Raw genomic sequence first — 24,475 nt, 5'->3', positions numbered from 1 at the left:
ATCGTTCGCGAGGTCAGTTCGCTGCCGCTGCGTAGACGTCGTCCACGGTCTTGCAGATGAGCTGTGCGTCGTTGCCTGCCGTGTACGCGATCGAGGTCGCGCGGTACATCGGGTTCGACACGTCGGCCGGGATGAAGAGGTCGGGCATCACGGCGAAGTCGACGGCGTCCGGCAGCTTCGAGAACGCCTGGGCGACGAGCGGGGCCTTGACGTTCGAGACGTCGACCTTCTGCGTGGTGACGATGTCGATGCCACCCTCGATCATGGACTGCACCGTCTCCGGGCTGTACATGAACTTGACGAACTTCTCGACGTTGTCGATCTTCTTCTCGCCGTTGGGGCTGATCCACCAGCCGGCGGAGGTGGAGCCGTGGTACGCGGTGGGCTGTTCGAAGGTGCCGCCTGCGACCGCGGGGAACCCGCCGAGCGTCGTGGTGTTGGCGAGCGCCTCCTCGGTGGAGTTGTAGCTCCACGAACCCATGGGGGCGATGGCTGCCTTGCCGGTCTGGTAGAGCGCGGACGCCTGGTCGGCGCTCAGGCCCTCGACGCCGTCGACGAAGACGCCGGCGTCACGCAGCTTGGTGAAGAGCTCGACGCCCTTCATGGCGTCGGCGTTGTCGCAGTAGCCGCCCTTCTGGAAGAGCTTCTCGGTCTCGGCCGGCTTCAGGTAGCTCTGGATGATCTGCAGGAAGATCTTCTGGCCGGACCAGTCGTTGCCGCCGATCGCGACGCCGCCGAACCCGGCGGCCTTGAGCGCGGGCATCGCGGCGATGAGGTCGTCGGTCGTCTTCGGGATGGCGACGCCTGCCTGCTCGAACACGGCCGTGTTGTACCACCACGGCCAGGTGAATCCGGCATACGGGAAGCCGCGCAGGGCGCCGTCCGAGTCCGTCCAGTCTGCGACGGCGTCCTTGGGGACGGCCTTGTCGATGCCCCAGTCGGTCAGGTACTTGTCCACGGGGACGACCGCACCGGTCTTGACCCAGTCGAGCTGCTTCTCGAGCAGGCCGACGAGGAGGACGTCTGCTTCCTCACCGGCGAGCAGCGAGGTCTCGTAGACCTGGTTGAGGTCGTCGCCGTTCTCCAGGGTCTTGACCTTGATGCCGGTCTCCTTGGTGAACTTCTCGATGGCGGCGTGGAGCGGCTTGCTCTCGGTGCCCGCGCTCGTCCAGTTGGTCTGCAGCACGATCGTGTCGGCATCATTGCTCGCGCCCGCGCCACCTCCACTGCACGCGGTGACGAGGGTCAGGACGGCGGCCGCGGTCACTGCGACGCCGATTCTGGTGAACGATTTCTTCATAGGAGATCTGTTCCTTCTGGGTTCGGTCTGGGTCTCGCCGGTGCCGACGTGGGCACCGATTGCAGTAATGGTATGCCTTGGTATTGGAGTGGTCAATGATGGATCACGTTTAATTTGCGAGTTGTCTCGTCGTAATGCCCTCGAAATGATTCGGAGGTATACGCCGGCAGATGCGCTCGGACGAGGCCCGGAACTGAGAAGTCACAGGGGGCGACGAAGGCACCCGGACATCCCTCGCTAGGCTGGTGGGCATGCTGTCGAAGCCCGGATCGGACTCACGTCCCACGCGAGCCGGACAGCTTCGCGCCCCGCTGCTCGCGGCCTGCGCGACCCTGGCGCTCATCGGCGCATTCTTCGCGGGCGGCATCGACGGACCGTCGGCGGAAGCCGCGACGGAGCCAGGATCCGGCAGCACGCCGAACGCGACGGCGACGACATCGGGGACGCCGACCGCAACACCGACGCGTGGAGCAACGCCCGGCGCGACGAGCACGCCGACGCCCACCCCGAAACCGGGTGCATCGCCATCGCCGACCCCCGTCTCCGGCACGGAGTTCACCGCCGGCGACATCATCAGCGACGAGAACTTCTACGACGCCAACGCGCTGAGCGAGGCCGGCATCCAGTCGTTCTTCGCCTCGCAGAGCTGCACACCGAAGGACGGCGTCCCCTGCCTCGCGGACTTCCGGAAGACCACGAAGTCCATTCGGGCCGCGGAACCCGGCCACTGCGCCGCGTACCGAGGGGCGACCAACGAGTCCGCGGCGCGCATCGTGTGGAAGGTTGCGCACGCGTGCGGCATCAACCCCAAGGTCCTGCTCGTGCTGATGCAGAAGGAGCAGTCGCTCATCTCATCGCCGAGCACCTACGGCTACGCTCGCGCGATGGGCTGGGGATGCCCGGACACCGGCCCGGACTTCTCGGCCAAGTGCGATGCGGACTACTTCGGGTTCCAGAACCAGGTGTACCAGTCCGCGTGGCAGTTCCGGCAGTACACGCTGTACCCGTTGAACGTGCCAGGCGAGACCTACCAGCGGGCGTACCACATCGGTCCGGTGTTCATCCAGTACAGCCCGGATCCGGTCTGCGGCGGTTCGACGGTCGACATCAAGAACCAGGCCACGGCCAATCTGTACCTGTACACGCCGTATCAGCCGAATGCCGCGGCGCTCGCGAACGTGTCCGGCACGGGCGACGACTGCAGCGCCTACGGCAACCGCAACTTCTGGCGCATCTACACGGAGTGGTTCGGTCCGTCCACCTGACGCACCTCGCCGCCCTCACCGCCCCCTCATGACCGGTGTTTCCACAATTCAGGAACTTTTGCAGGATTCAGGACGATTGACGCCGAATCCGCCCCGATTCGCCCTGAATTCTGTCAGAGTTCCTGAATTCTGAAACCCGCGGTTGGGTGGATCAGGCTCGGACGGCGGCGTAGCCTGCCTCGTCGACGGCGGCAATGACGAGCGCGTCGTCGAGCGGGGCCTCACTCGTGACGACGAGCGTGCCGGCCGCCGCGCTGACCTCGATGCCGTCGACGCCGGCGATCTGCGAGACCTCGTCCGTGACGGATCGCTCGCAGTGTGCGCAGGTCATTCCGGTGACGGCGTATTCGGTCGTGGTCATGATGGTCCTCGTTTCAACGTGCTGGTCAGCCGCTCGGCTGGGATACGGAATGAGCATATACCCCCTCGGGGTACCCGTATACCCATCGTTGATACTTCGCGGACGATCCTCAGCCACGGATCCATCACGGATTCACCGCCGGTCAGTCGAGGGTCAGTCGAAGGTCAGCAGGCTCACCCGGTCGGCGAGATACGCGCCCAGCTCGCTGCGCGCTCCGCTGCCGGGGCCGGGGCCGGCCCACCGTACGAGGACGACTTCGCCACCGCCGCTCCCGCTCCCCACCGACAGCGGACCGCTCCCAGCGCGCAGGCTCGCCGCATCGAGAGCGATGGGCTCCGCATCGACGTTGACGACCTCCCCCGGCGCGAACGGCCCCCGGAACGCGGCGGCCTGCACCTCACGGCGACGCTCGACCTCGAGTGAACGGTTGCTCGGCCACTTCGTCTCGATCGCCCGGGTGACCTCGCCCGTCTCGTACAGATTGCCGTCGCGATCGAGCAGGAGCATCCCCAGCCGCCAGGCGCGCGTCACGGGCAGCAGCACCGGCGCGCGGCGGATCAGCGCGATGCGGCCGGCCGGCCGGTACCGCGCAATGACCTCGTCACGTGCGTCCGCGGCATCGAGCCGCCCGATCGCCGTACGCAGGATCGCCGAGACGCCGGCTTCCAGCGCCTCGTCGGCCGCATCACCGGACACGCGTCATCACCCCATGCTCCGGAACGCGCTCAGAGGACGTCGTCGCGCCCGGAGATCTTGAGGGCGTCGACGACGCTCTTGACGCGCTGCGCGTTGGCGCTCGTGGTGACGAGCAAGGCGTCCGGGGTGTCGACCACCACGATGTCCTGCACGCCGATCAGGCTGATCACCCGGCCGGTCTGGCTCACCACGATGCCGCTCGACGAGTCCGCGAGGACCCTGGCGTTCTCGCCCAGGATGGCGAGATCGGACTTGCGTCCGCCGGAGTTGAGCTTCGCGAGGGAGGCGAAGTCGCCGACGTCGTCCCAGTCGAAGTGCGCCGGCACGACGGCCATCCGGCCGGCCTCGGCTGCGGGCTCTGCGACGGAGTAGTCGATCGCGATCTTCTTGAGGCCTGGCCACACCCGGTCGACGACGGGTCCGCGGGCGGCCGGGTCGTCCCACACCTCTGCCAGCTCCAGGAGCCCGGCGAGGAGCGCCGGTTCCTGCTTGCCGATCTCCTCCAGGAGCGCATCGGCGCGAGAGATGAACATGCCGGCGTTCCAGAGGTAGTCGCCGCTCGCGAGGTACTGCTTGGCCGTGTCGAGGTCCGGCTTCTCCACGAACGAGTCCACGAGCATCGCGCTGTCCGCGCCGTCGAGGCCCATCTCGCCCGCGCTGCGGATGTAGCCGAAGCCGATGGCCGGCTCCGTCGGCTGGATGCCGATCGTGACGATGTACCCCTGGTCGGCAGCGTTCACGGCCTGCGCGACGGCGGCACGGAACAGGCGGTCGCCGCGGATGACGTGGTCGGCCGCGAAGGAGCCGATGATGACACCCGGCTCGCGCTTCTCCAGGATGGCGGCTGCGAGGCCGATCGCCGCGGAGGAATCACGCGGTTCGCTCTCCAGCACGACATTCAGGTCGGCGAGGTCCGGGAGCTGCTGCTCGACGGCCGCGCGGTGCGCACGCCCGGTGACGACCATGATGCGCTGGTCCCCTGCGATGGGAGCCAGGCGATCCCACGTCGCCCGGAGCAGGGTGCTGCCCGAGCCCGTGAGGTCGTGCAGGAACTTCGGCGCGTCTGCACGGGAGAGCGGCCACAGGCGACTGCCGATGCCGCCGGCCGGGATGACGGCGTAGAAACGTTCGAGAGGACTGCGCATGGGCCAAGAGTAGCGGTCCGGGGACGGGCTTCCCGGTGCATCTGCTCCGAGCGCCTTCCCGTCAACTGCCGTTCACCTGCCGGGCATACGATGGGGCATTCGCTCAGCACCGGCGAACGGGAGAAGGGACACCACCATGGCTGGACGCAACGTTCTCGGAATCCCTCTCCCCTCGTTCGGCAACCGCCAGCGCGTCGTCGCACCGACGAGTCAACCCGAGCCGGCCGGCATCGACGACCGCAACAGCATCGTCAACGCCTGCGTGTACTCGCACGGCGCAAGGACCTCGACGCTCGCGACGCTGCCCGAGACCTACCGTGCGCTGCACGACACCGAGGACGGCGTCGCCTGGATCGGCCTCTACCGCCCGAACGAGGCCGAGCTCGCATCGCTCGCGGAGGAGTTCGGGCTGCACCCCCTCGCCATCGAGGACGCGATCACGGCGCACCAGCGACCGAAGATCGAACGCTACGACGACACCCTCTTCATCGTGTTGCGCGCCGCGACCTACATGGACGAGTCCGAAACGGTCGAGTTCGGGGAGCTCCACGTCTTCGTCGGCCCCAACTTCGTCATCACGCTCCGCCACGCAGAGTCGCCGGACCTCGCCCACGTCCGCGCACGCATGGAGGCGGAGCGCGAGCTCCTGAGCTTCGGCCCGCAGGCCATCCTGTACGCGATCATCGACGCCGTCGTCGACGACTACGGTCCCGTCGTGAACGGCCTCGCCAACGACATCGACGAGATCGAGGCCCAGGTGTTCGGCGGCGACTCCTTCGTCTCCAGGCGCATCTACGAACTCCTCAGGGAGGTCGTCGCCTTCGAACGCGCGACCCACCCGCTGAGCGACGTCGTTGCAGCGCTCGAACAGGGCAGCGAGAAGTACGGCGTGCCGGACGAGCTCCGCCGCAGCCTCCGCGACGTCGCAGACCACCTCACGAGCGTCAACCAGCGCGTCGACACCTACCGCGAGCTCCTCCGCGACATCCTGACCGTCAACGACACCCTCGTCACGCAGCGGCAGAACGAGGAGATGGCGAAGATGACCGAGGCGAGCCTCAAGCAGGGCGAGGAGGTCAAGAAGATCTCCTCCTGGGCGGCGATCCTCTTCGGTCCGACGCTCATCGCCGGTATCTACGGCATGAACTTCCGCATCATGCCGGAGCTCGACTGGTGGTTCGGCTACCCGATGGCGATCTGCATGATGGCCGCGACGAGCTTCATCCTCTACAAGGTCTTCAAGCGTCGCAACTGGCTCTGAGCCGCGGGCGGAACGGTCGCCGAAGCACCTGCTGAGCCCCGCCGAGTACCCACCGGACCTCCCTCCCGAACCGGTATCTCGACATCGAGATACTTAGGGTGGCCTTAGCAGCACGAACCCCGGGATCGGCCTAGGATGGAAACCACTACGCCGCATTGACGCACGGCAGAACGCACTGCCGCGATACGCGAAAAGTCAGGGAGGATCGTTCGTGACAGCGAGCACCACTGGGACGCCACTCGGAGCTACGACATCCAAACGCCCGGCAGGTACCCTGTACCGCGGTCGTGAAGGCATGTGGTCGTGGGTCCTCCACCGGATCACCGGCGTCGCCATCTTCTTCTTCCTGTTGGTGCACATCCTCGACACCGCGCTCGTTCGCGTGTCGCCTGAGGCGTACAACGCCGTCATCGGCACCTACAAGAACCCCATCATGGGGATCGGCGAGGTCTTCCTCGTGGCCGCCATCGCGTACCACGCCTTCAACGGCCTGCGCATCATCCTGATCGACTTCTGGTCGAAGGGGACCAAGTTCCAGCGGCCCATGTTCTGGATCGTGATCGGGCTCTGGGCCGTCACGATGCTCGGGTTCGCGCCGCGACACCTGATCAACGTCTTCAGCGAGATGGGGCACTGATGTCGACGATCGCCGCACCCCGTACCCCCGCCCGTCCAGCACGTCGCAAGGGCGTCAACTGGGAGAAGTGGGGCTGGATCTACATGCGCGCCTCCGGCGTCGTGCTGGTCGTCCTGATCTTCGGGCACCTCTTCGTCAACCTCATGGTCGGCGAGGGCATCAAGGCCATCGACTTCGCGTTCGTCGGCGGCAAGCTCTCCAACCCGTTCTGGCAGTGGTGGGACGTCGCGATGCTGTGGCTCGCGCTCATCCACGGCGGCAACGGCATGCGCACCCTCGTCAACGACTACGCCACCGGACGCACTACGCGCGGTGTGCTGAAGGTCGCCATCCTCGGCGCGGTCGCCATCCTGATCGTGCTCGGCACCCTCGTCGTCTTCACCTTCGACCCCTGCCCAGCAGGCGGTCCAGCAGACCTGCTCCCCTCGTTCTGCCCCGCGAACTAACCAGCTAACGGACCAAGAGTGACTACAGAAACCAGCGAGTCCACCGTCATCGACGGCGTGCACTACCACCAGTTCGACATCGTCATCGTCGGCGCAGGCGGCGCCGGCATGCGTGCCGCCATCGAGGCGGGACCCGGCGCGAAGACGGCCGTCATCTCGAAGCTCTACCCCACGCGCTCCCACACGGGTGCAGCGCAGGGCGGCATGGCTGCCGCGCTCGCGAACGTGGAAGAGGATTCGTGGGAGTGGCACACCTTCGACACCATCAAGGGCGGCGACTACCTCGTCGACCAGGATGCTGCGGAGATCCTCGCCAAGGAGGCCATCGACGCGGTCATCGACCTCGAGAACATGGGCCTGCCGTTCAACCGCACGCCTGAGGGCAAGATCGACCAGCGTCGCTTCGGCGGCCACACCCGCGACCACGGAAAGGCGCCCGTGCGTCGCGCCTGCTACGCGGCGGACCGCACGGGCCACATGATCCTGCAGACGCTCTTCCAGAACTGCGTCCGCCTCGGCATCAACTTCTTCAACGAGTACTACGCCCTCGACCTCATCATGAGCGACGTCGAGAACGAGGACGGCACCGTCACGCAGAAGCCCTCCGGCATCGTCGCGTACGAGCTGTCCACCGGCGAGATCCACGTCTTCCAGGCGAAGGCGATCATCTTCGCCACCGGCGGCTTCGGCAAGATCTACAAGACGACCTCCAACGCGCACACCCTCACGGGCGACGGCGTCGGCATCATCTGGCGCAAGGGCCTCCCGCTCGAGGACATGGAGTTCTTCCAGTTCCACCCGACCGGACTCGCAGGGCTCGGCATCCTCCTGACCGAGGGCGCACGAGGCGAGGGGGCGATCCTCCGCAACGCGAGCGGCGAACGCTTTATGGAGCGGTACGCGCCCACCATCAAGGACCTCGCACCCCGCGACATCGTCGCTCGTTGTATGGTCCAGGAGGTCGCGGAGGGTCGCGGCGCCGGCCCCAACAAGGACTACGTCTACCTCGACTGCACGCACCTCGGTGCAGAGGTCCTGGAGACCAAGCTCCCCGACATCACGGAGTTCGCACGCACGTACCTCGGCGTCGACCCCGTCACAGAGCCCGTTCCGGTCATGCCCACCGCGCACTACGCCATGGGCGGCATCCCCACGAACGTCAAGGCAGAGGTCCTGAGCGACAACGACACGGTGGTCCCCGGCCTGTACGCAGCCGGCGAGTGCGCGTGCGTGTCCGTCCACGGTTCCAACCGTCTCGGCACCAACTCGCTCCTCGACATCAACGTCTTCGGCAAGCGCGCCGGCAACAACGCCGTGGAGTACGTCCAGAACGTCGAGTTCACCCCGCTCCCCGAGAACCCGGCCGGGTTCGTCACCGGGCTCATCGAGCAGATGCGGAACTCCAACGGCACCGAGCGCATCGCCACGATCCGTCGTGAGCTGCAGGAGGAGATGGACCGCAACGCGCAGGTGTTCCGCACCGACGAGTCGCTCGCCGGCGTCACCGCCACCATCCACAACCTGCGCGACCGGTACCGCAACATCGCCGTGCAGGACAAGGGCAAGCGGTTCAACACCGACCTCCTCGAGGCGATCGAGCTGGGCTTCCTGCTCGACCTCGCCGAGGTCGTCGTCTTCTCCGCCCGCAACCGTCAGGAGAGCCGTGGCGGCCACATGCGCGACGACTTCCCGAAGCGCGACGACGAGAAGTACATGAAGCACACCATGGCCTACCTGTCCGGCGACCCGCACTCGTCCGACGCGGCCGACCACATCCGACTCGACTGGAAACCGGTGGTCATCACCCGTTACCAGCCGATGGAGAGGAAGTACTAGCGATGAGCACCGCAACACTCGAGACGCCACCGGCCGCCGCCGACGAGATCCAGTCGTTCACGGTCACCCTCATCATCCGTCGTTTCGACCCGGATGTGGATGCGGAGCCGCGCTGGCAGGACTTCGACGTGGAGATGTTCGCCACGGACCGCATCCTCGACGCCCTCCACAAGATCAAGTGGGAGCAGGACGGTTCGCTGACGTTCCGCCGCTCGTGCGCCCACGGCATCTGCGGGTCCGACGCCATGCGTATCAACGGCCGCAACCGCCTCGCGTGCAAGACGCTCATCAAGGACCTCGACATCTCGAAGCCCATCTACGTGGAGGCCATCAAGGGTCTGCCGCTGGAGAAGGACCTCGTCGTCGACATGGAGCCGTTCTTCGCGTCCTACCGCGAAGTCCAGCCGTTCCTCATCCCGGGCACGAAGGCCGAGAAGGGCAAGGAGCGCGTGCAGTCCGTCGCCGAGCGCGCCCGCTTCGACGACACCACGAAGTGCATCCTGTGTGCAGCGTGCACCTCGTCGTGCCCCGTGTTCTGGACCGATGGCCAGTACTTCGGACCGGCAGCGATCGTGAACGCGCACCGCTTCATCTTCGACTCCCGTGACGATGCAGCCGCCGTCCGCCTCGACATCCTCAACGACAAAGAGGGCGTGTGGCGTTGCCGCACCACCTTCAACTGCTCCGAGGCCTGCCCGCGCGGCATCCAGGTGACCCAGGCGATCGCCGAGGTCAAGCAGGCGGTTATGCGCGGTCGCGCCTAGCCACGCCCCATCGCATCGTCGAACGCCCCGCAGACCTCCGGATCTGCGGGGCGTTCTGCGTCGCTCACTGCCGCGCAGCGAGGTCCGTTCGCAATTCAGGAGCGCCCTCGGCGTGTCGCGCCGCACCTGAGGTTCTGCGCCCGACACGCCGAGGCGCTCCTGAGTTGTGAACGGTCAGCTGCTGCACGCGTCGAAGTCGGCCTGCGTCGCACCCTCCGGCGTGTAGACGCCGACGCCGCTCCGCTCCGGGTCTGCGACGTCGAACCCGCGACCGCGCAGACAGATCGCGAGGTGCAGCTGCTCCTCGTCGAACTCCTGGAGCGTCTGCGTGTTGCGGCTCGAAGCCGGCGGCTCCCCCACGGTCTTCAGGCAGGCGGTCGAGGCGGCGCCGAACGCTGCTTCATCGGTGATGCCCGGCTGCTCCAGCGGCGCATCGGGATAGTCGATGCCAGCGTCACGCATACACGCCGCGAACTTCAGGTTCCAGCTCTGCAGTTCCTGCTCCGCTGACTCGGTGCTCGTCGGACTGGATCCGGCGCCCCCTGCGCCTGCGCTGCACGCTGCGAGCGAGAACGCCAGCATCGGAACGGCGAGCAGGGCGGCGTACCTGCTCCCGCGCGTGATCGGCGACGATGCTGCTCGGCGACGCTGGGAACGGATACTGATGGACATGCTGCCTCCCTTGGTGGACATCGTCGTGTGATCGACGACGCCCCCAGTCCAGCAGGGCGGCCCTCTCACGAGGATCTGCAGAACACCAGACGAAAACGCAACGTCCCGATGACGGCGACGTCTGTTCGCAATTCAGGAGCGTCCCAGCGTGGCGGGCCGCAACGGCGCCGCCGGGAGGCGACACGCCGGGGAACTCCTGAATTGCGAACAGGCCGCACGGGGTGGCGGTGGCGCGGGTGCGGACAGTGGATCAGTGCGCGAGGGCCATGGCGCGCGCGGCTGCGGCCGACGGTGCGCCGATGACCTCGGCCGCGAGCGCCCGCGCGGACTCCAGCGTGAACTGCCGCAGCTGGTGACGGACGTCGGAGATCGCCGCCGGCGCGAGCGACAGGCTCGTCGCGCCGAGCCCGACCAGCACAACGGCGAGCATCGGGTCGGCCGCCGCCTCCCCGCACACCCCGACCGGTCTGCCAGAGGCGAGTCCGGCATCGCCCACGAGCTTCACGAGCCGGAGGACCGCTGGATGCCACGGATCCTGGAATCGCGCGAGCGGACCCTGCAGCCGGTCTGCGGCAAGGGTGTACTGCGTCAGGTCGTTCGTCCCGATGCTCACGAAGTCGGCGATCCCGAGGACCTGCCCGGCGAGGACAGCGCTCGACGGCACCTCCACCATGACCCCGGCCGTCTGCAACCCGAACTCGCGCGCGAGCGTCACGAAGTACGCCGTCTCCTCCACGTCGGCGACCATCGGGGCCATGACCCACAGTTCGGCCTCCGTCGCGGCTCCGGCGGCCGCGAGCGCTTCGAGCTGGTCGCGCAGGATCGGCTCGTTGGCCTGCAGTGCGCGGATCCCCCGCATCCCCAGAGCCGGATTTGCCTCGGCCGGAGAGCGGAGGAAGGACAACGGTTTGTCCGCCCCGGCATCGAGGACCCTCGCGACGACGCGCTTGCCGGCGAACTCCTCGAGGAGTTCCGTGTAGTGCTCCACCTGCTCTGCGACACTCGGCGGTCTCCGTCTGCCGAGGAACAGGAACTCGGTGCGGAACAGGCCGACGCCCTCTGCACCGTGTTCCAATGCCGCGATCGCGTTCGACGGCGTCCCGACGTTCGCGAGCAACGGCACGAGGGTGCCATCGGCCAGCTCCCCCGGCCCACTCGGCGACACACGGATGCGCGCGGCGGACCTCGACAGGGCCGTCCGCACCTGCTTGGCGGCCGGCGCGATCGTCACAACGCCCGCGTCCGCATCGACCAGGACGAGCTCCCCATCGGCGATGTCGTCGGCCCCGTCGACCCCGACCACGGCGATGAGCGACTTCTCCCGCGCGAGGATCGCGGTGTGCGATGTCGCGGAGCCGCCGCTCGTGACGAGCGCGAGCACCTGGGACAGGTCGAGGAGCACGGTGTCGGCCGGGGCGAGGTCCTGTGCCACGAGGACGAACGGCGTCGACGATTCAGGCGCACCTGGCGCCGGGACCCCCGTGAGCCGTGCGATGACCCGTTGGCAGACATCGCCGACGTCCGTCGATCGAGCGGCCATGTACTCGCCGAGGTTCATGAACATCTGCTGCACCGTCGCGAGGGCTTCATACACGGCCCGCTCCGCCGTCTTGCCGGAAGCGATCCTGGCGGCGATGTCCTCCGCGAGTGCCGGATCATCGGCCATAAGCGCCTGCGCCTCGAGTACGTCCTGGGCGTGGCCGCCCGCGCGCGCCGCACGTTCGCGCAGTTCGGTCCGTGTCTGCGCGAGCGCGAGGGTCGCCCTCGATTGCTCGGCGGAGACATCGCCCGTGAACGGGACGTCGATCGGTTCCGGCAGCGGGTCCTGCATCCGCAACACCGGCCCCGCGATGACGCCGCGACCGACGCCCACCCCACGGCAAGTGCGGCGCAGCCCCATCGCGGCCTCGTGCATGGTTCGACCATAGCCCACAGGCCGTGCGCCACGACGGTCGACGAACCGTGCACCGCCACGCGCGACAACCCCGCACTTGTAGGCTGGTCGCGTGGCGAGCGGACGGGACATGGAACGGGATTCGGCGAGCCGTCGAACGGCGTCGGATCACCACACCAGAGCGACCACGGCCGCACCCGCGAAACCCGCACAGGACGCCGGGCCGGACGTGGAGATGCCCGCCATCTTCACGACCCTGCGCGAGAGCGACAACTCGATCGTCAAACGCCTCGACACGCAGCTCACCTTCGTGGAGCGCGTCACGGAGTGGGTGCTGAAACTGAAGCCGTACCGGGTGCTCAAGCAGTACCTGGGCGCGGACGGCAACCTGCTCGCCGCCGGCATCAGCTTCCAGTCGGTGTTCGCCGTGTTCGCGGCAGTCTATGTCGGATTCGCCGTGGCCGGCATCTGGCTGACGAGCAACCCCGACCTCTTTGACGCCCTCGTGGACATCATCAACCGCGCCGTGCCCGGGCTGATCGGTGAGGACGGGATCATCAGTCCTGAGGCGCTCACGAACGTGAACATCTTCGGCTGGACGGGCGCCATCGCAGCCGTCGGTCTTATCTGGACGGCGATCGGATGGCTGTACTACACGCGCCAGGCGGTCCGCGCGGTGTTCGAACTGCCGAAGGCGAAGGCCAGCTTCCTGATGCTGAAGCTCGTCGACTTCCTGCTTGCGCTCGCATTCGGCGTGCTGCTGTTCGCATCGGCTTCGCTGTCCGCCTTCAGCACCCAGGCGCTGACCTGGCTGCTCGGGGTGCTGGGATTGAGCGGGTCCTTCTGGTTCACGTTCGGTGCCGGCGCCGTCGGCCTCCTCGGTGCCGTCCTCATCAACTTCGTCACGCTCGGCGGCATGTACCGCGTGCTCAGCCGCATCAAGATCCCCTGGCGGGACCTCGCCTTCGGCGCCTTGCTCGGCAGCATCGCGCTCTCCGTCCTCAGCATCGTGAGCAGCGCGGTCATCGCCGGGGCGTCCCGCAATCCGCTGCTCGCGACGTTCGCCGTGTTCATCGGCCTCCTGCTGTGGTTCAACCTCGTGAGTCGCGTCATCCTGATGTCCGCCAGCTGGATCGCCGTCGGACTGCGGGACAAGGGCATCAGCGTCCACCAGCTGACGCCGGCCGAGGAACGCGCACGCGAACGAGAGGCGGAACGGGTCCTCGCCCTCGCCAGACTGCGCGAGGCCCGGGCGGAAGCCGCCGCCGCGACCTGGCCCACGAAATGGACCGCGAAACGCCGACTCCGGGATGCCGAGGCTGAAGCCGAGCGTGTCGGAGTGCGCGACTAAGCTGGATCCATGTCAACGCCGCTCCGCATCGCCAGTGTCAACGTCAACGGGATCCGTGCCGCGTACCGGAAGGGCATGGGCGACTGGCTCGCCCCGCGCGGGGTCGACATCCTCGCCATCCAGGAGGTCCGCGCGTCCACCGACGACATCGAGGGACTCCTCGGTCCGGAGTGGAACATCCTGCACGACGAGGCGACGGCAAAGGGTCGCGCTGGCGTGGCGCTCGCCAGCCGCCGGTCGGCCTCGATCCACCGCGTCTCCTTCGGCGCAGACGACTTTGACAGCGCCGGCCGCTGGTTGGAAGCCGACTACGACATCGACGGCACCCTCGTCACGGTCGTCAGCACCTACGTGAACTCCGGTGAGGCCGACACCCCCAAGCAGGTCGAGAAGTACAAGTTCCTCGAGGCGTTCGTCGAGCGCATCCCGCAGCTGCAGGCGCACAACCCGCTGTCCCTCATCGTCGGCGACCTCAACGTGGGCCACCGCGAGCTGGACATCAAGAACTGGAAGGGCAACGTCAAGCGTGCCGGCTTCCTCCCGCAGGAGCGTTCGTACTTCGACCGCATCCTCGGCACGGCGGGCGATACCGTCACGGGTGTCGACGGCGTGCAGGGACCCGGCCTCGGCTGGGTCGACATCGGCCGCGTCGCAGCCGGCGAGGTCGAAGGACCGTACACCTGGTGGTCGCAGCGCGGCCAGGCGTTCGACAACGACACCGGTTGGCGCATCGACTACCACCTCGCCACCCCCGAGCTGGCGGCCAAGGCGAGCAACTACACCATCGACCGTGCAGCGTCCTACGCCGAGCGATGGTCCGACCACGCTCCCGTCGTCGTCGACTACACCATCTGAGCACCTCAGCTGCGATCCTCCCCGACCGCACCGATCAGATCTGAGCCCTCACCTCAGCTGTAGCCCCACGGCGGCCGTATCCTCCCGGCCAGGCGACCCGCGCCATCCCACACGTTTGCGAGACCATCATGACCACCAAGCCCCGCCTCTACTCGGGCATGCAGCCCTCCGCCGAGTCGCTCCACCTCGGCAACTACGTCGGAGCCATCCTGCAGTGGAAGCAGATGCAGCAGGAGCACGACGCGTTCTTCAGCGTCGTCGACCTCCACGCCATCACCGTTCCGCAGGACCCGGCAGAGCTGCGGGAGAAGACCCGCCGCACCGCCGCGCAGTACATCGCTGCGGGCATCGATCCGTCCGCATCGACGCTGTATGTGCAGTCGCACGTGCCGGCGCACGCCCAGCTCGCCTGGATCCTCAACACGATCACGGGCTTCGGCGAGGCAAGCCGGATGACGCAGTTCAAGGACAAGTCGGCCAAGAACGGCCGTGATGCGGCATCGGTCGGCCTGTTCGCGTACCCCGTCCTCATGGCAGCCGACATCCTGCTGTTCCAGTCGGAGGTCGTGCCGGTCGGTGACGATCAGCGGCAGCACGTCGAGTTGACCCGTGATCTCGCGGAGCGCTTCAACTCCCGCTTCGGTCGGACGTTCACGATCCCGAAGGCGCAGATCCAGAAGGAGACGGCTCGGATCTACGATCTGCAGAACCCGACGTCGAAGATGTCGAAGTCGGCGGAGACTCCCGCCGGGATCATCTGGTTGCTGGACGACCCGAAGGTCACGCAGAAGAAGATCATGCGGGCCGTGACGGACACCGACGGTGTTGTGGCGTACGACACCCAGGAGAAGCCGGGTGTGTCGAACCTGTTGAGCATCTACTCCGCGCTGAGCGGCGAGTCGATCGATTCCGTGGTGGCGTCCTACGAGGGTCGTGGCTACGGCGATCTCAAGAAGGGGCTCGCGGAGGTCGTCGTCGGCACCGTCGAGCCGATCCGTGCTCGAGCGCTCGAACTCCTCGACGACCCGGCAGAGCTCGACCGGCTGCTGGCCGTCAACGCCGCGCGGGCATCCGAGGTCGCAGAGGCAACTCTCGCGACGGTCTACGACAACATCGGCCTGCTGCGTCGCAGCTGAGGCTTTCTCGCGCATAACTCCTTCGATTCGTCCGTCGCAGAATCGGCAGCCCTGGTTTTCCGGGGTTCTGCGAAATCCGGCGTTCAGATCGAAGGAGTTGTGCTCGATGGCTCGTCGCCGTGAGCGACAGAGACCGCCGGGCTCGGACGGGACGGGACAGCCGGAGGTGCCGGGACGGCCGGCGGTGCCGGACCAATCGGAGGGGACGCGACGGCCGGCGGTGCCGGACCAACCGGGGAGACCGGTGCAACCGGACGCCGATGGCTATCGCGCGGCAAGCACCGGTTCGACGATGCCGCGGATGGCATCGCGGACCAGTTGCTGTTCGAACACGATGTGCTGATACAGCGGACGCAACGTCGGGAGGCCGAGCGCCCCGAACTTGAGGTCGCGAGTGCGGTCGTTCACGGCGTTGGCCCAGCCCTCGTGATATGACCGGCTGTCGACTTCGATGACGAGGCATCCTTCGACCAGGAAATCGACCCTGCCGATTCCGGCGAACGACCGCTGCACCTCGAACCGGTAGCCCAGCTGCCTCAGGATCAGTGCGAGCAACGTCTCGGCCCCGGACTCGCATCGACCGTTCAGCAGACGCTTCAACACCTGTCGTTTCGCCGGCAGGACGGCGAATATGCGATCGATGTCCGCCCAGTCCACGAGTTCCAGGAACAGTGCGCTGTCGAGGGTGGCGACCGCCATGCGCGCCGGCTGACACACGGCGGCCTGCACCAGCGCATCGATGACGGAGACGGTGTGCGCCGACGCCGAGCAGGCATCGAGGAGCGGTGCCCAGTGCAGTTCGATCCCCGTCCGGTCGCTGTCGCAGAGTCGTCGATCGGACTGGGCTGCACCGCGCAACCGCGAGCTGAGCGGCTCGATGTGGATGTGCTCGGTCGACAGGCCGTGCATCACGAAGACGCCGAGGGCCTGCAGCGCCGAGACACAGCCGACTCGACCGCCCACCCTGATCGCCGCCCTGATGTCCTCCGGTGGTTCGATCTCCGTGTAATGGTCGCGGCGGATTCGGAACAGCCGCCCGGAGCGGACCGCCCGTGTGATGCCGTACCCCGTCATCCCTCGCCTGAGCAGCGTCGCTCGCGAGAGGATCCGGATGCTCCTGTCATCGATTCTTCGCATCGCACCATCCTGCGGACAGCAGCGGGCCGACGACGAGCGCTTCCCCAATATGTGGACAACCTCCGCTCAGCTCCGCCCTGTGGAGGAACCCTCCTCCGCGCATAACTCTTTCAATTCGCGCGTCGGCTCGACGACAAACCCCGGAAAGAAGCGGATCACGAGATCGGCCCGATGCGCATCGAAGGAGTTGTGCGCGATGTGGAGAAGCGCGATGTCGGGATCCACGACGGTGGGACTGGTCCTTACACGTTCATCACCTCGCCATCATTAGCGTTCTTTACCGAGCCCTCACCGCCGAGGGCGAACCGTTGCACACCGCCGTGGAGGTCCCATGTTCCGTCGTCCGAGCACCCGCCTGCGCACCATCGCCATGTCAGCCGCTGTCCTCGCGAGCCTTGCATCGTCATCGCCGTCGCCCGCCACGCCATCGACAGAAACCCAAGCAACGCTGCGAAGCACCACTGGTCCGATCACCTTCAGCTGCTCCGTCTCCGACTTCACCGGCGAGGCGACAGGCCGATGGATCGCGTACTACGCGGGAAGCGGGACTTTCACCCCCATCACCTACGAACTCCACCTGGACAGCTACCGCATCACCAAACGCGGCGGGACTGATCGGAACAAGGCGAACATCAAGATGAAATTCGACACATACTCCGACGGCCATGCCGAAGAGTGGCGCTGGGTCGAGTCCGACGACGCGATGAAGCAGGACGGCGCGTGGCACAACTACCACATGGTGAAGACCGGCCGACTGTCCGGCAGATGGCAGAACTACGCCCAGAACTCGATGAAGTTCGTGTTCGATCGGCCGGGCAACGATCCGAGCTGCACCGATACCGAACGCGTCGACGTCCCGCTGCTCGCCCCGTAGCCGCAGGGCTTGCTCGACGGGATCTGTGGGCTCCACCGTCTGCGACGATGGGAGGGTGACTTCTGCATCCCTCGTCCTGTTCGACCTCGATGACACCCTGCTGGACCACCGCGGCGCGGTCGCCACGGGCATCGTCCAACACGTGGAGGCGCTCGGTGAGCCGTACATCGGCTTCCGCTCCGAGAAGATACAGGCCTACTGGCACGCGTTGGAGGAACGTCACTACCACCGGTATCTGAGCGGCGAACTCGACTTCGCCGGGCAGCGACGGGCGCGAGCCATCGACTTCGCGGAGGCGTACGGAGTCACCCTCGACGATGTGGAAGCCGACGAATGGTTCGACGTGTACTTCGAACGGTACCGGGACAGCTGGACGCTCTTCCCCGATGCGCTCCCCTGCCTCGATCGCCTCGAAGCCGCCGGATTCCGCACGGGCGTCATCACGAACGGCGACCCCGACTTCCAGAGCGTCAAGATCGCCAGGCTGCTGCTCGGCGAACGTTTCGAGCATGTGGTCGCCTCGGGAGCCATCGGCATCACGAAGCCCGACGCCGAGATCTTCCACCACGCCTGTCGGCTCTACGGCATCGCGCCGGCTGAAGCCGCATACGTGGGCGACCGGCTGCTGACCGACGCCATCGGCGCCGCCCGGGCCGGCCTCACCGGGATCTGGTTGAACCGGAACGGCGACGATGTCCCTCCCGGAGCGATCGGGCACGGTGACGGGGACGCCGTGGACCCGTTCGCGCTGGCCCGCGATGCCGGCGTCCGCATCATCGCGTCGCTGGACGAGCTCCCATCGGTCCTCGGCTGACTCGGAACCGTTGCGACGGCAGTCGCCTCGCCACAACCGATCGAGCATAACTCCTTCGATTTGCACGTCGGCCGATCGAGATCCCCGACAATCCGCGGATCTCGATTCTGGACCGTGCGAATTGAAGGAGTTGTGCTCGATGAATGTGCGGAAGGGCAGGGCGGGTGCGATGGGGGCGCAATGGGGGGTGAGCAGCGGAGAGGCAGCGAGCGGGAGCGCAAGGGAGCGCGAAGCCGGACGGCGGGGGCGGAATACAGGGGCGGACTACAGAACGACCCGCCCTCCCGGAGGAGGACGGGTCGTTCTTTGTGGATGCTGGTGCTGTCACTTCGACAAGCTCAGTGACCGGCGACGAGCTCGGCGACCGGAGTCAGCACCCAGCACCGCAGCTACTACTCGACGTCGTCGTCAACCCAGTCGAAGGTCTTCGTGACGGCCTTCTTCCAGTTGCGGTAGAGGCGGTCGCGCTGGTCCTTGTCCATGGACGGCTCCCAACGCTTGTCCTCCTGCCAGTTCTTCGCGAGGTCGTCGAGGTCGGACCAGAATCCGACGGCGAGACCGGCTGCGTACGCGGCACCGAGGGCGGTCGTCTCCGCGACGACCGGTCGGATGACCGGGACGCCGAGGATGTCGGCCTGGAACTGCATGAGCGTGTCGTTGGCGGTCATGCCGCCGTCGACCTTCAGTTCCGTGAGCGGCACACCGGAGTCGGCGTTGACGGCGTCGATGACCTCGGCCGTCTGGTACGCGGTCGACTCGAGTGCGGCGCGGGCGATGTGGCCCTTGTTGACGTAGCGCGTGAGGCCGACGAGGGCGCCACGGGCGTCCGGACGCCAGTACGGAGCGAACAGACCGGAGAACGCGGGCACGAAGTACGCGCCACCGTTGTCCTCGACCGTTGCAGCCAAGGCCTCGACCTCCGGAGCGGACGAGAACAGACCCAGGTTGTCACGCAGCCACTGCACGAGCGAACCCGTGACGGCGATGGAACCCTCGAGCGCGTAGTGCGGCTTCGCGTCGCCCAGCTTGTAGCCGAGCGTCGTGAGGAGGCCGTTCTCCGAGTGCACGATCTCTTCACCCGTGTTGAAGATGATGAAGTTACCGGTGCCGTAGGTGTTCTTCGCCTCGCCCTGCTGGAACGCAGCCTGACCGAAGGTCGCGGCCTGCTGGTCGCCGAGGATGCCCGCGATGGGCGTCTCACGGAGGAGGCTGTCGTCGGATGCGTGGCCGTAGACCTCGGAGGAGCTCTTGATCTCGGGGAGCATCGACTTCGGGACACCGAAGATCTCGAGGATCTCGTCGTCCCACTGCAGCGTCTCCAGGTCCATGAACAGCGTGCGGGAGGCGTTGGTCACATCGGTGACGTGCACACCGCCGTTGACGCCGCCGGTCAGGTTCCAGAGGACCCAGCTGTCGGTCGTGCCGAAGAGCAGGTCTCCGGCTTCGGCCTTCTCGCGGGCTCCGGGGACGTTCTCGAGGATCCAGACGATCTTCGTACCGGAGAAGTAGGTGGCGAGCGGGAGCCCGACCTTCTTCTTGAAGCGCTCGACGCCGCCGTCCTCTGCGAGGCGGTTGACGATGTCCTGGGTGCGGGTGTCCTGCCAGACGATCGCGTTGTAGACGGGCTGACCGGTGGTCTTGTCCCAGACGACAGCGGTCTCACGCTGGTTCGTGATGCCGATGGCGGCGATGTTGTGACGGGTGATGTTCGCCTTGCCGAGGGCCTGACCGATCACCTCACGGGTGTTGTTCCAGATCTGGTTCGGGTTGTGTTCGACCCACCCGGCCTTCGGGAAGATCTGTTCGTGCTCGAGCTGGCCGGTCGAGATGATCGAGCCGCTCTTGTCGAAGACGATGGCCCGGGAGCTGGTCGTTCCCTGGTCGATAGCGATGACGTAGTCCGCCATTGGAAATACTCCTTCGTTGCGATGTGGGGCGATGGGGGGCCGTCACCCCGGGGTGCTGCAGCGGAGCGGTTCTGCTCCGCTGCAGCGTCGGTTTACGAGATGGCAGGCAGCAGGACGAGCGATGCGAGACCGCCGAGGACACCACCGATGAGTGGACCGACGATCGGCACCCATGCGTACGACCAGTCGCTCGATCCCTTGCCCTTGATGGGCAGGAGGGCGTGCGCGATGCGCGGACCGAGGTCACGTGCAGGGTTGATCGCGTAACCGGTCGGGCCACCGAGGGAGGCACCGATTCCGACAACGAGGAGCGCGACCGGCAGGGCGCCGAGCGCAGCGAGTCCGGCGGGGACGGTCGTCGTCGTTTCGACGCCTGCACCGGTCTTGCCGAACGACAGCACCACGAACACCAGCACGAAGGTGCCGATGATCTCCGTCACGAGGTTCCAGCCGTAGCTGCGGATCTCGGGGCCGGTCGAGAACACGCCGAGCTTCTTGCCCGGGTCTTCTTCGAGGTCGAAGTGCTGCTTGAACGCGAACCAGGTGATGATGGCACCGATGAACGCACCGACCAGCTGCGCGGCCCAGTAGACGAGGGCTTGCGTGATGGTGATCTTGCCGACGGTCAGGAGACCGATGGTGACGGCAGGGTTCAGGTGTGCGCCAGATGCGTACGAGACGGTGACACCGGCGAAGACGGCAAGACCCCAACCGAAGTTGATGAGGAGCCAACCGCCGCCGAGACCTTTCGACTTCGTGAGGATCGCCGTTGCGACGACACCGGTTCCGAGGAGGACCAGCATCGCCGTGCCGACGACCTCGGAGAGGAAGATGATTCCGAGGTTCATGTCTTCTTTGACCTTTCTTGGATCGTGCTCAGAGTGGCAAGCGCTGCCGCCCGGAGAGAGGGTTTCACGTACCAGTTAGCTGTAAGGTAACCAGCCTTGCTTGCACGGGACAAGAGGCGCGCGTGCACATTCGTGCATTATGCGGTTTTCGTGGCCTTCGTCCGACTGTTGTCGCGCAGATCGACCTGGTGCAGCGTCGCCAGCGCGTCGAGGGCGGACGCGATCTCCGCGGCGCGCTCCTCGGCGGACCATCCGAGCACCCGGGCCAGCACGTCGGCGATGTCGTCGACGAGTGCTGCGGACAGGGACCCGGTGAACGCGAGGCTCGTGCGGCGGTGCAGGACGTCTGCGAGGTGCACGACCTGCTCACCCTGCGTGAGGTACTCGATCTCCTGCACGCTGTAGCCCGGCGCGCCTGCGAAGCGGTCGTCGCCGTGCTCGGCGAGGTACTCGAGGAAGCCGGCGGCGTTGGTGCCGTAGCGGTTCAGCAGCTGCTCGGCGCGCTCGCGGCCGAGGCCGTCCTCGTGCCCGGCGACCCAGGTGCGCAGGGCGGAGTCGGTGCGGGGGAAGCCCTTGCCTCCGCCGATCGCGAGTCCGGCCGTTGCGACGGGGCGCGGCTTGCCGAGGACCTGCAGGACCTCGGTGCTCATGTGCTCCGCGAGGGCGCGGAAGGTGGTCCATTTGCCGCCGACGAGGCTGAAGACGGTCGTCGCGGGGCGTGCGGCGGCGGCGCGCTGCTCGATGCGGTAGTCGCGGGACACGAAGCCGGGGGCCTCGTCGTCGTGCTTGGGCAGCGGACGGATGCCGGCGAAGCGGTAGACGATCTGCTCGCGGTCCACGGTGATCTTCGGGAACACGTGACGGACGAGGTCGAAGAAGTAGTCGACCTCCTCCTCCGTGCACAGGCTCGGCTGCGACGGGTCCGCGTTGATGTCGGTCGTGCCGACCATGACCTTGCCCTTGAGCGGGTAGATCAGGACGATGCGGCCGTCGTTGTGCTCGAAGAAGATCTCGCGACCCTTCGTCGCTGCGAGCAGCTCCGGGTTGTCGAGGACGATGTGCGAGCCCTTCGTGCCACCCATGTAGCTGGTCGGCTCGCCGAAGGCGCCGTTCGTGAGGTCGGTCCACGGACCCGAGGTGTTGACGACGACGTCACTCGCGACGGTGAACGTCTCCCCTGTGACGGTGTCGCGGAGGGTCACGCCGTCAGGGCCCATGCCGACGGCCTCGACGTAGTTGGCCGCGCGGGCGTTGTCGCCGGCTGCGAGGCCGTCCATCAGCACGTCGAGCGCGAGGCGCTCCGGGTCGTGCATCGACGCGTCGTAGTACGTGGCCGTGTACTTGAGGTCCTGGTTCATCTGCGGCAGGTCTTCGAGCGACTTGCGCTTGCCGTGGAAGCGGTGGCGCGGGACACTGCCTCCGTCGCGGGAGAACGAGTCGTAGGCGGTGAGGCCGACCTTGATGAGGAGGGCGCCGCGCTCCTTCGGCTTGCCCTGCTTGTGCGTGAGGAAGCGGAGCGGGGCCGACAGGATGCCGGAGAAGGTGGAGAAGATCGGCACGGTCGTCTCGAGCGGCTTGACGTAGTGCGGGGCGATCTTGATGAGGCCGTTGCGCTCCTGCACGGATTCCTGCACGAGGCGGAATTCGCCGTTCTCGAGGTAGCGGATGCCGCCGTGGATCATGTGGCTCGACGCCGAGGAGGCGCCTGAGCACCAGTCGTTGCGCTCGACGAGCACAACGTCGACGCCCTGCAATGCGAGATCGCGGAACGTGGCGATGCCGTTGATGCCGCCACCGATGACGAGCACGGACGCGCTCGGACGGTCGGTGATGGTCTGGACTGACTGACGGGAACCTGATGTCGACTGCGACATGGTGACTGCCTCGCTTCTCGGCGGCGCGGGTGTTGCGTCGTGCGGATGGATGTGACTCAATACAGTGTCGACATGTTCACAACAATGAGCAACCCACCTGAACAAACGTGCAAGGAATGACCGATGACACTGCCAGACCCGCTCAGGCAACCGGACAAAACGGCTGAGGCGTTGCGCGCCGCGCAGCTCTATTACGTGCAGGACCTCACGATGGAGGCCATCGCGCAGGAGCTGCACACGTCACGCTCCTCGGTGTCCAGACTGCTCGGATACGCCAGGGAGAGCGGGCTCGTCGACATCCAGGTGCGGTCGCCGCACGACATGCCGTCCCGTCTCGAAGCCGAGTTCCGGGATCGCTTCGGCGTGAGCGCGCACATCGTGCCCGTCCCGGACCACACGAGCGACATCGACCGCCTCGAACGGGTCGCACTGTCAGCTGCACGTTTTCTCGGCTCCGTCTTCGACTCGAACATGACGCTCGGCGTCGCGTGGGGCTCCACCGTGAGCGCCGTCGCGAGGCACCTCACACCCAAGCGGACGCACAACTCGCAGATCGTGCAGTTGAACGGCGCAGCCAACACCCGCACCACCGGAATCCTCTACGCGAGCGAGATCCTGCAGCGGTACGCGGACGCGTACGGCGCCTACGCGCAGCAGTTCGCCGTGCCGGCGTTCTTCGACGACCCTGCGACGAAACTCGCGCTGTGGCGTGAGCGCAGCATCCGTCGTGTGCTGGAGATCCAGAATCGGATGGACGTCGCACTGTTCGGGCTCGGCTCCCAGTTCTCCGGCGTCCCGAGCCACGTGTACGTCGGCGGATACCTGGACGATGCGGACTTCGCCGCCCTCGCGAGCGCCGGAGCCGTCGGCGACGTCGCGACCGTCTTCTTCCGGGCTGACGGCACCTGGCGGGACATCCCCTTCAACGACCGTGCTTCCGGCCCCGACCTCGACGTCCTCCGCAACGTGCCGAGGCGCGTGTGCGTCGTGTCCGGGTCCGCGAAGGTCCCGAGCCTCCTCGGCGCCCTCGCCGGCGGGCTCATCTCCGACCTCGTCGTCGACGAGGGTGCGGCCCGTGCGACCCTCGACGCGCACCGCTCACGAACGTCACACAAGTCGTCACAGAACGCGGAATAGATGCCGCGAAAGCATCGTTGACCTAGAATCGACAGCAAGAAACGTGCTCCGGGGTCGGTGAGAGTCCGAACCGGCGGTGACAGTCCGCGACCCGCACACAGCGAAAGCCGTGTGCGGTTGATCTGGTGGAATTCCAGGACCGACGGTTATGAACGGGTCTGCAGTGAACCGCATCGACGATGCGGGCAGCAGCAGGCGGCGTTCGAGTCCGGATGGAAGGAAGCACGGGTGTCGCCATCCGGTGACGCCTGCGAACCGCGCGTTC

The 24,475-nt window shown here is 66.7% G+C and carries 23 protein-coding genes and 1 riboswitch; of the genes, 12 read left to right on the top strand and 11 right to left on the bottom strand.

From position 1 onward, the window contains the following. Positions 1–13: 13 nt before the first annotated feature. Positions 14–1,300, bottom strand: a complete 1,287-nt coding sequence (locus ACL9RL_RS01925) for an ABC transporter substrate-binding protein (RefSeq protein ID WP_422778522.1) — start codon at positions 1,298–1,300, stop codon at positions 14–16. Positions 1,301–1,551: 251 nt separating this feature from the next. Here ACL9RL_RS01925 and ACL9RL_RS01920 point away from each other — a divergent pair, with 251 nt between their 5' ends. Continuing rightward, positions 1,552–2,565, top strand: a complete 1,014-nt coding sequence (locus ACL9RL_RS01920) for a hypothetical protein (protein ID WP_422778521.1) — start codon at positions 1,552–1,554, stop codon at positions 2,563–2,565. A gap of 151 nt (positions 2,566–2,716) precedes the next feature. Here ACL9RL_RS01920 and ACL9RL_RS01915 read toward each other — a convergent pair whose 3' ends face one another. From ACL9RL_RS01915 to ACL9RL_RS01905, 3 genes are all read right to left on the bottom strand, one after another. After that, the gene (locus tag ACL9RL_RS01915; RefSeq protein ID WP_422778520.1) at positions 2,717–2,926 is read right to left on the bottom strand and encodes a heavy-metal-associated domain-containing protein; all 210 of its coding nucleotides are present in this window, start codon (positions 2,924–2,926) and stop codon (positions 2,717–2,719) included. A gap of 153 nt (positions 2,927–3,079) precedes the next feature. Beyond that, positions 3,080–3,622 carry a hypothetical protein gene (locus ACL9RL_RS01910; protein WP_422778519.1) on the bottom strand — a complete coding sequence of 181 codons (543 nt, stop codon included), beginning with the start codon at positions 3,620–3,622 and terminating at the stop codon, positions 3,080–3,082. A 29-nt stretch (positions 3,623–3,651) separates the two neighbouring features. Next, positions 3,652–4,767, bottom strand: coding sequence for a mannose-1-phosphate guanylyltransferase (locus ACL9RL_RS01905; RefSeq protein ID WP_422778518.1), 1,116 nt, complete (start codon positions 4,765–4,767; stop codon positions 3,652–3,654). A 136-nt stretch (positions 4,768–4,903) separates the two neighbouring features. Between ACL9RL_RS01905 and corA the strand changes: the two genes are divergently transcribed. The 5 genes from corA to ACL9RL_RS01880 all read left to right on the top strand — a co-directional run bounded on the left by corA (position 4,904) and on the right by ACL9RL_RS01880 (position 9,711). After that, complete coding sequence (corA, locus tag ACL9RL_RS01900; RefSeq protein ID WP_422778517.1) at positions 4,904–6,028, top strand: magnesium/cobalt transporter CorA; 1,125 nt, start codon at positions 4,904–4,906, stop codon at positions 6,026–6,028. Between the two features lie 211 nt (positions 6,029–6,239). Further along, positions 6,240–6,665 (top strand): succinate dehydrogenase, cytochrome b556 subunit, encoded by a 426-nt coding sequence (gene sdhC, locus ACL9RL_RS01895; protein WP_422778516.1) that lies wholly within the window; start codon positions 6,240–6,242, stop codon positions 6,663–6,665. Continuing rightward, positions 6,665–7,111, top strand: a complete 447-nt coding sequence (locus ACL9RL_RS01890; protein WP_422778515.1) for a succinate dehydrogenase hydrophobic membrane anchor subunit — start codon at positions 6,665–6,667, stop codon at positions 7,109–7,111. The genes sdhC and ACL9RL_RS01890 overlap by 1 nt, the downstream gene beginning before the upstream one ends. A gap of 18 nt (positions 7,112–7,129) precedes the next feature. Next, a complete protein-coding gene (sdhA, locus tag ACL9RL_RS01885) occupies positions 7,130–8,947 on the top strand; it encodes a succinate dehydrogenase flavoprotein subunit (protein WP_422778514.1) in 1,818 nt (605 codons plus the stop codon). 2 nt (positions 8,948–8,949) lie between these two features. Then, on the top strand, positions 8,950–9,711 hold the full coding sequence (locus tag ACL9RL_RS01880) for a succinate dehydrogenase iron-sulfur subunit (RefSeq protein ID WP_422778513.1): 762 nt from the start codon (positions 8,950–8,952) through the stop codon (positions 9,709–9,711). Between the two features lie 174 nt (positions 9,712–9,885). On the opposite strand, the gene ACL9RL_RS01875 is transcribed toward ACL9RL_RS01880, so the two are convergent. Together ACL9RL_RS01875 and ptsP are read right to left on the bottom strand one after the other, a co-directional pair. Then, positions 9,886–10,383 (bottom strand): hypothetical protein, encoded by a 498-nt coding sequence (locus ACL9RL_RS01875; protein WP_422778512.1) that lies wholly within the window; start codon positions 10,381–10,383, stop codon positions 9,886–9,888. Positions 10,384–10,633: 250 nt separating this feature from the next. After that, positions 10,634–12,298 carry a phosphoenolpyruvate--protein phosphotransferase gene (gene ptsP, locus ACL9RL_RS01870; protein WP_422778511.1) on the bottom strand — a complete coding sequence of 555 codons (1,665 nt, stop codon included), beginning with the start codon at positions 12,296–12,298 and terminating at the stop codon, positions 10,634–10,636. A gap of 91 nt (positions 12,299–12,389) precedes the next feature. On the opposite strand from ptsP, the gene ACL9RL_RS01865 reads away from it, so the two are divergent. From ACL9RL_RS01865 to trpS, 3 genes are all read left to right on the top strand, one after another. After that, positions 12,390–13,628 carry a YihY/virulence factor BrkB family protein gene (locus tag ACL9RL_RS01865; RefSeq protein ID WP_422778510.1) on the top strand — a complete coding sequence of 413 codons (1,239 nt, stop codon included), beginning with the start codon at positions 12,390–12,392 and terminating at the stop codon, positions 13,626–13,628. A 9-nt stretch (positions 13,629–13,637) separates the two neighbouring features. Beyond that, a complete protein-coding gene (locus tag ACL9RL_RS01860) occupies positions 13,638–14,483 on the top strand; it encodes an exodeoxyribonuclease III (protein ID WP_422778509.1) in 846 nt (281 codons plus the stop codon). Positions 14,484–14,611: 128 nt separating this feature from the next. Further along, complete coding sequence (gene trpS, locus ACL9RL_RS01855) at positions 14,612–15,619, top strand: tryptophan--tRNA ligase (protein WP_422778508.1); 1,008 nt, start codon at positions 14,612–14,614, stop codon at positions 15,617–15,619. A gap of 264 nt (positions 15,620–15,883) precedes the next feature. Here trpS and ACL9RL_RS01850 read toward each other — a convergent pair whose 3' ends face one another. Next, a complete protein-coding gene (locus ACL9RL_RS01850; protein WP_422778507.1) occupies positions 15,884–16,756 on the bottom strand; it encodes a hypothetical protein in 873 nt (290 codons plus the stop codon). A gap of 66 nt (positions 16,757–16,822) precedes the next feature. After that, positions 16,823–16,981: a hypothetical protein gene (locus ACL9RL_RS01845; RefSeq protein ID WP_422778506.1), complete on the bottom strand. Its 159-nt coding sequence runs from the start codon at positions 16,979–16,981 to the stop codon at positions 16,823–16,825. A 106-nt stretch (positions 16,982–17,087) separates the two neighbouring features. Between ACL9RL_RS01845 and ACL9RL_RS01840 the strand changes: the two genes are divergently transcribed. Both ACL9RL_RS01840 and ACL9RL_RS01835 read left to right on the top strand, forming a co-directional pair. Then, positions 17,088–17,630 carry a hypothetical protein gene (locus ACL9RL_RS01840; protein WP_422778505.1) on the top strand — a complete coding sequence of 181 codons (543 nt, stop codon included), beginning with the start codon at positions 17,088–17,090 and terminating at the stop codon, positions 17,628–17,630. A 55-nt stretch (positions 17,631–17,685) separates the two neighbouring features. Beyond that, positions 17,686–18,444 carry an HAD family hydrolase gene (locus ACL9RL_RS01835; RefSeq protein ID WP_422778504.1) on the top strand — a complete coding sequence of 253 codons (759 nt, stop codon included), beginning with the start codon at positions 17,686–17,688 and terminating at the stop codon, positions 18,442–18,444. A gap of 392 nt (positions 18,445–18,836) precedes the next feature. Here the strand turns inward: ACL9RL_RS01835 and glpK are convergent, their stop codons facing one another. The 3 genes from glpK to ACL9RL_RS01820 form a co-directional block, all read right to left on the bottom strand. After that, the gene (gene glpK / locus ACL9RL_RS01830; RefSeq protein ID WP_422778503.1) at positions 18,837–20,351 is read right to left on the bottom strand and encodes a glycerol kinase GlpK; all 1,515 of its coding nucleotides are present in this window, start codon (positions 20,349–20,351) and stop codon (positions 18,837–18,839) included. 92 nt (positions 20,352–20,443) lie between these two features. Then, positions 20,444–21,199 carry an MIP/aquaporin family protein gene (locus ACL9RL_RS01825; protein WP_422778502.1) on the bottom strand — a complete coding sequence of 252 codons (756 nt, stop codon included), beginning with the start codon at positions 21,197–21,199 and terminating at the stop codon, positions 20,444–20,446. Positions 21,200–21,336: 137 nt separating this feature from the next. Then, positions 21,337–23,073 (bottom strand): glycerol-3-phosphate dehydrogenase/oxidase, encoded by a 1,737-nt coding sequence (locus ACL9RL_RS01820; protein ID WP_422778501.1) that lies wholly within the window; start codon positions 23,071–23,073, stop codon positions 21,337–21,339. 123 nt (positions 23,074–23,196) lie between these two features. Here ACL9RL_RS01820 and ACL9RL_RS01815 point away from each other — a divergent pair, with 123 nt between their 5' ends. Further along, positions 23,197–24,210, top strand: coding sequence for a sugar-binding transcriptional regulator (locus tag ACL9RL_RS01815; protein ID WP_422778500.1), 1,014 nt, complete (start codon positions 23,197–23,199; stop codon positions 24,208–24,210). A 41-nt stretch (positions 24,211–24,251) separates the two neighbouring features. After that, positions 24,252–24,438, top strand: a riboswitch (FMN riboswitch). Positions 24,439–24,475: the final 37 nt, after the last annotated feature.

Origin of the sequence: Plantibacter sp. Mn2098 (genome assembly GCF_049319745.1) — a bacterium.
Taxonomy (GTDB): domain Bacteria; phylum Actinomycetota; class Actinomycetes; order Actinomycetales; family Microbacteriaceae; genus Plantibacter.
Note: the sequence above shows the minus strand (reverse complement) of the source record. Positions and strands in the feature narration are given on the sequence as shown.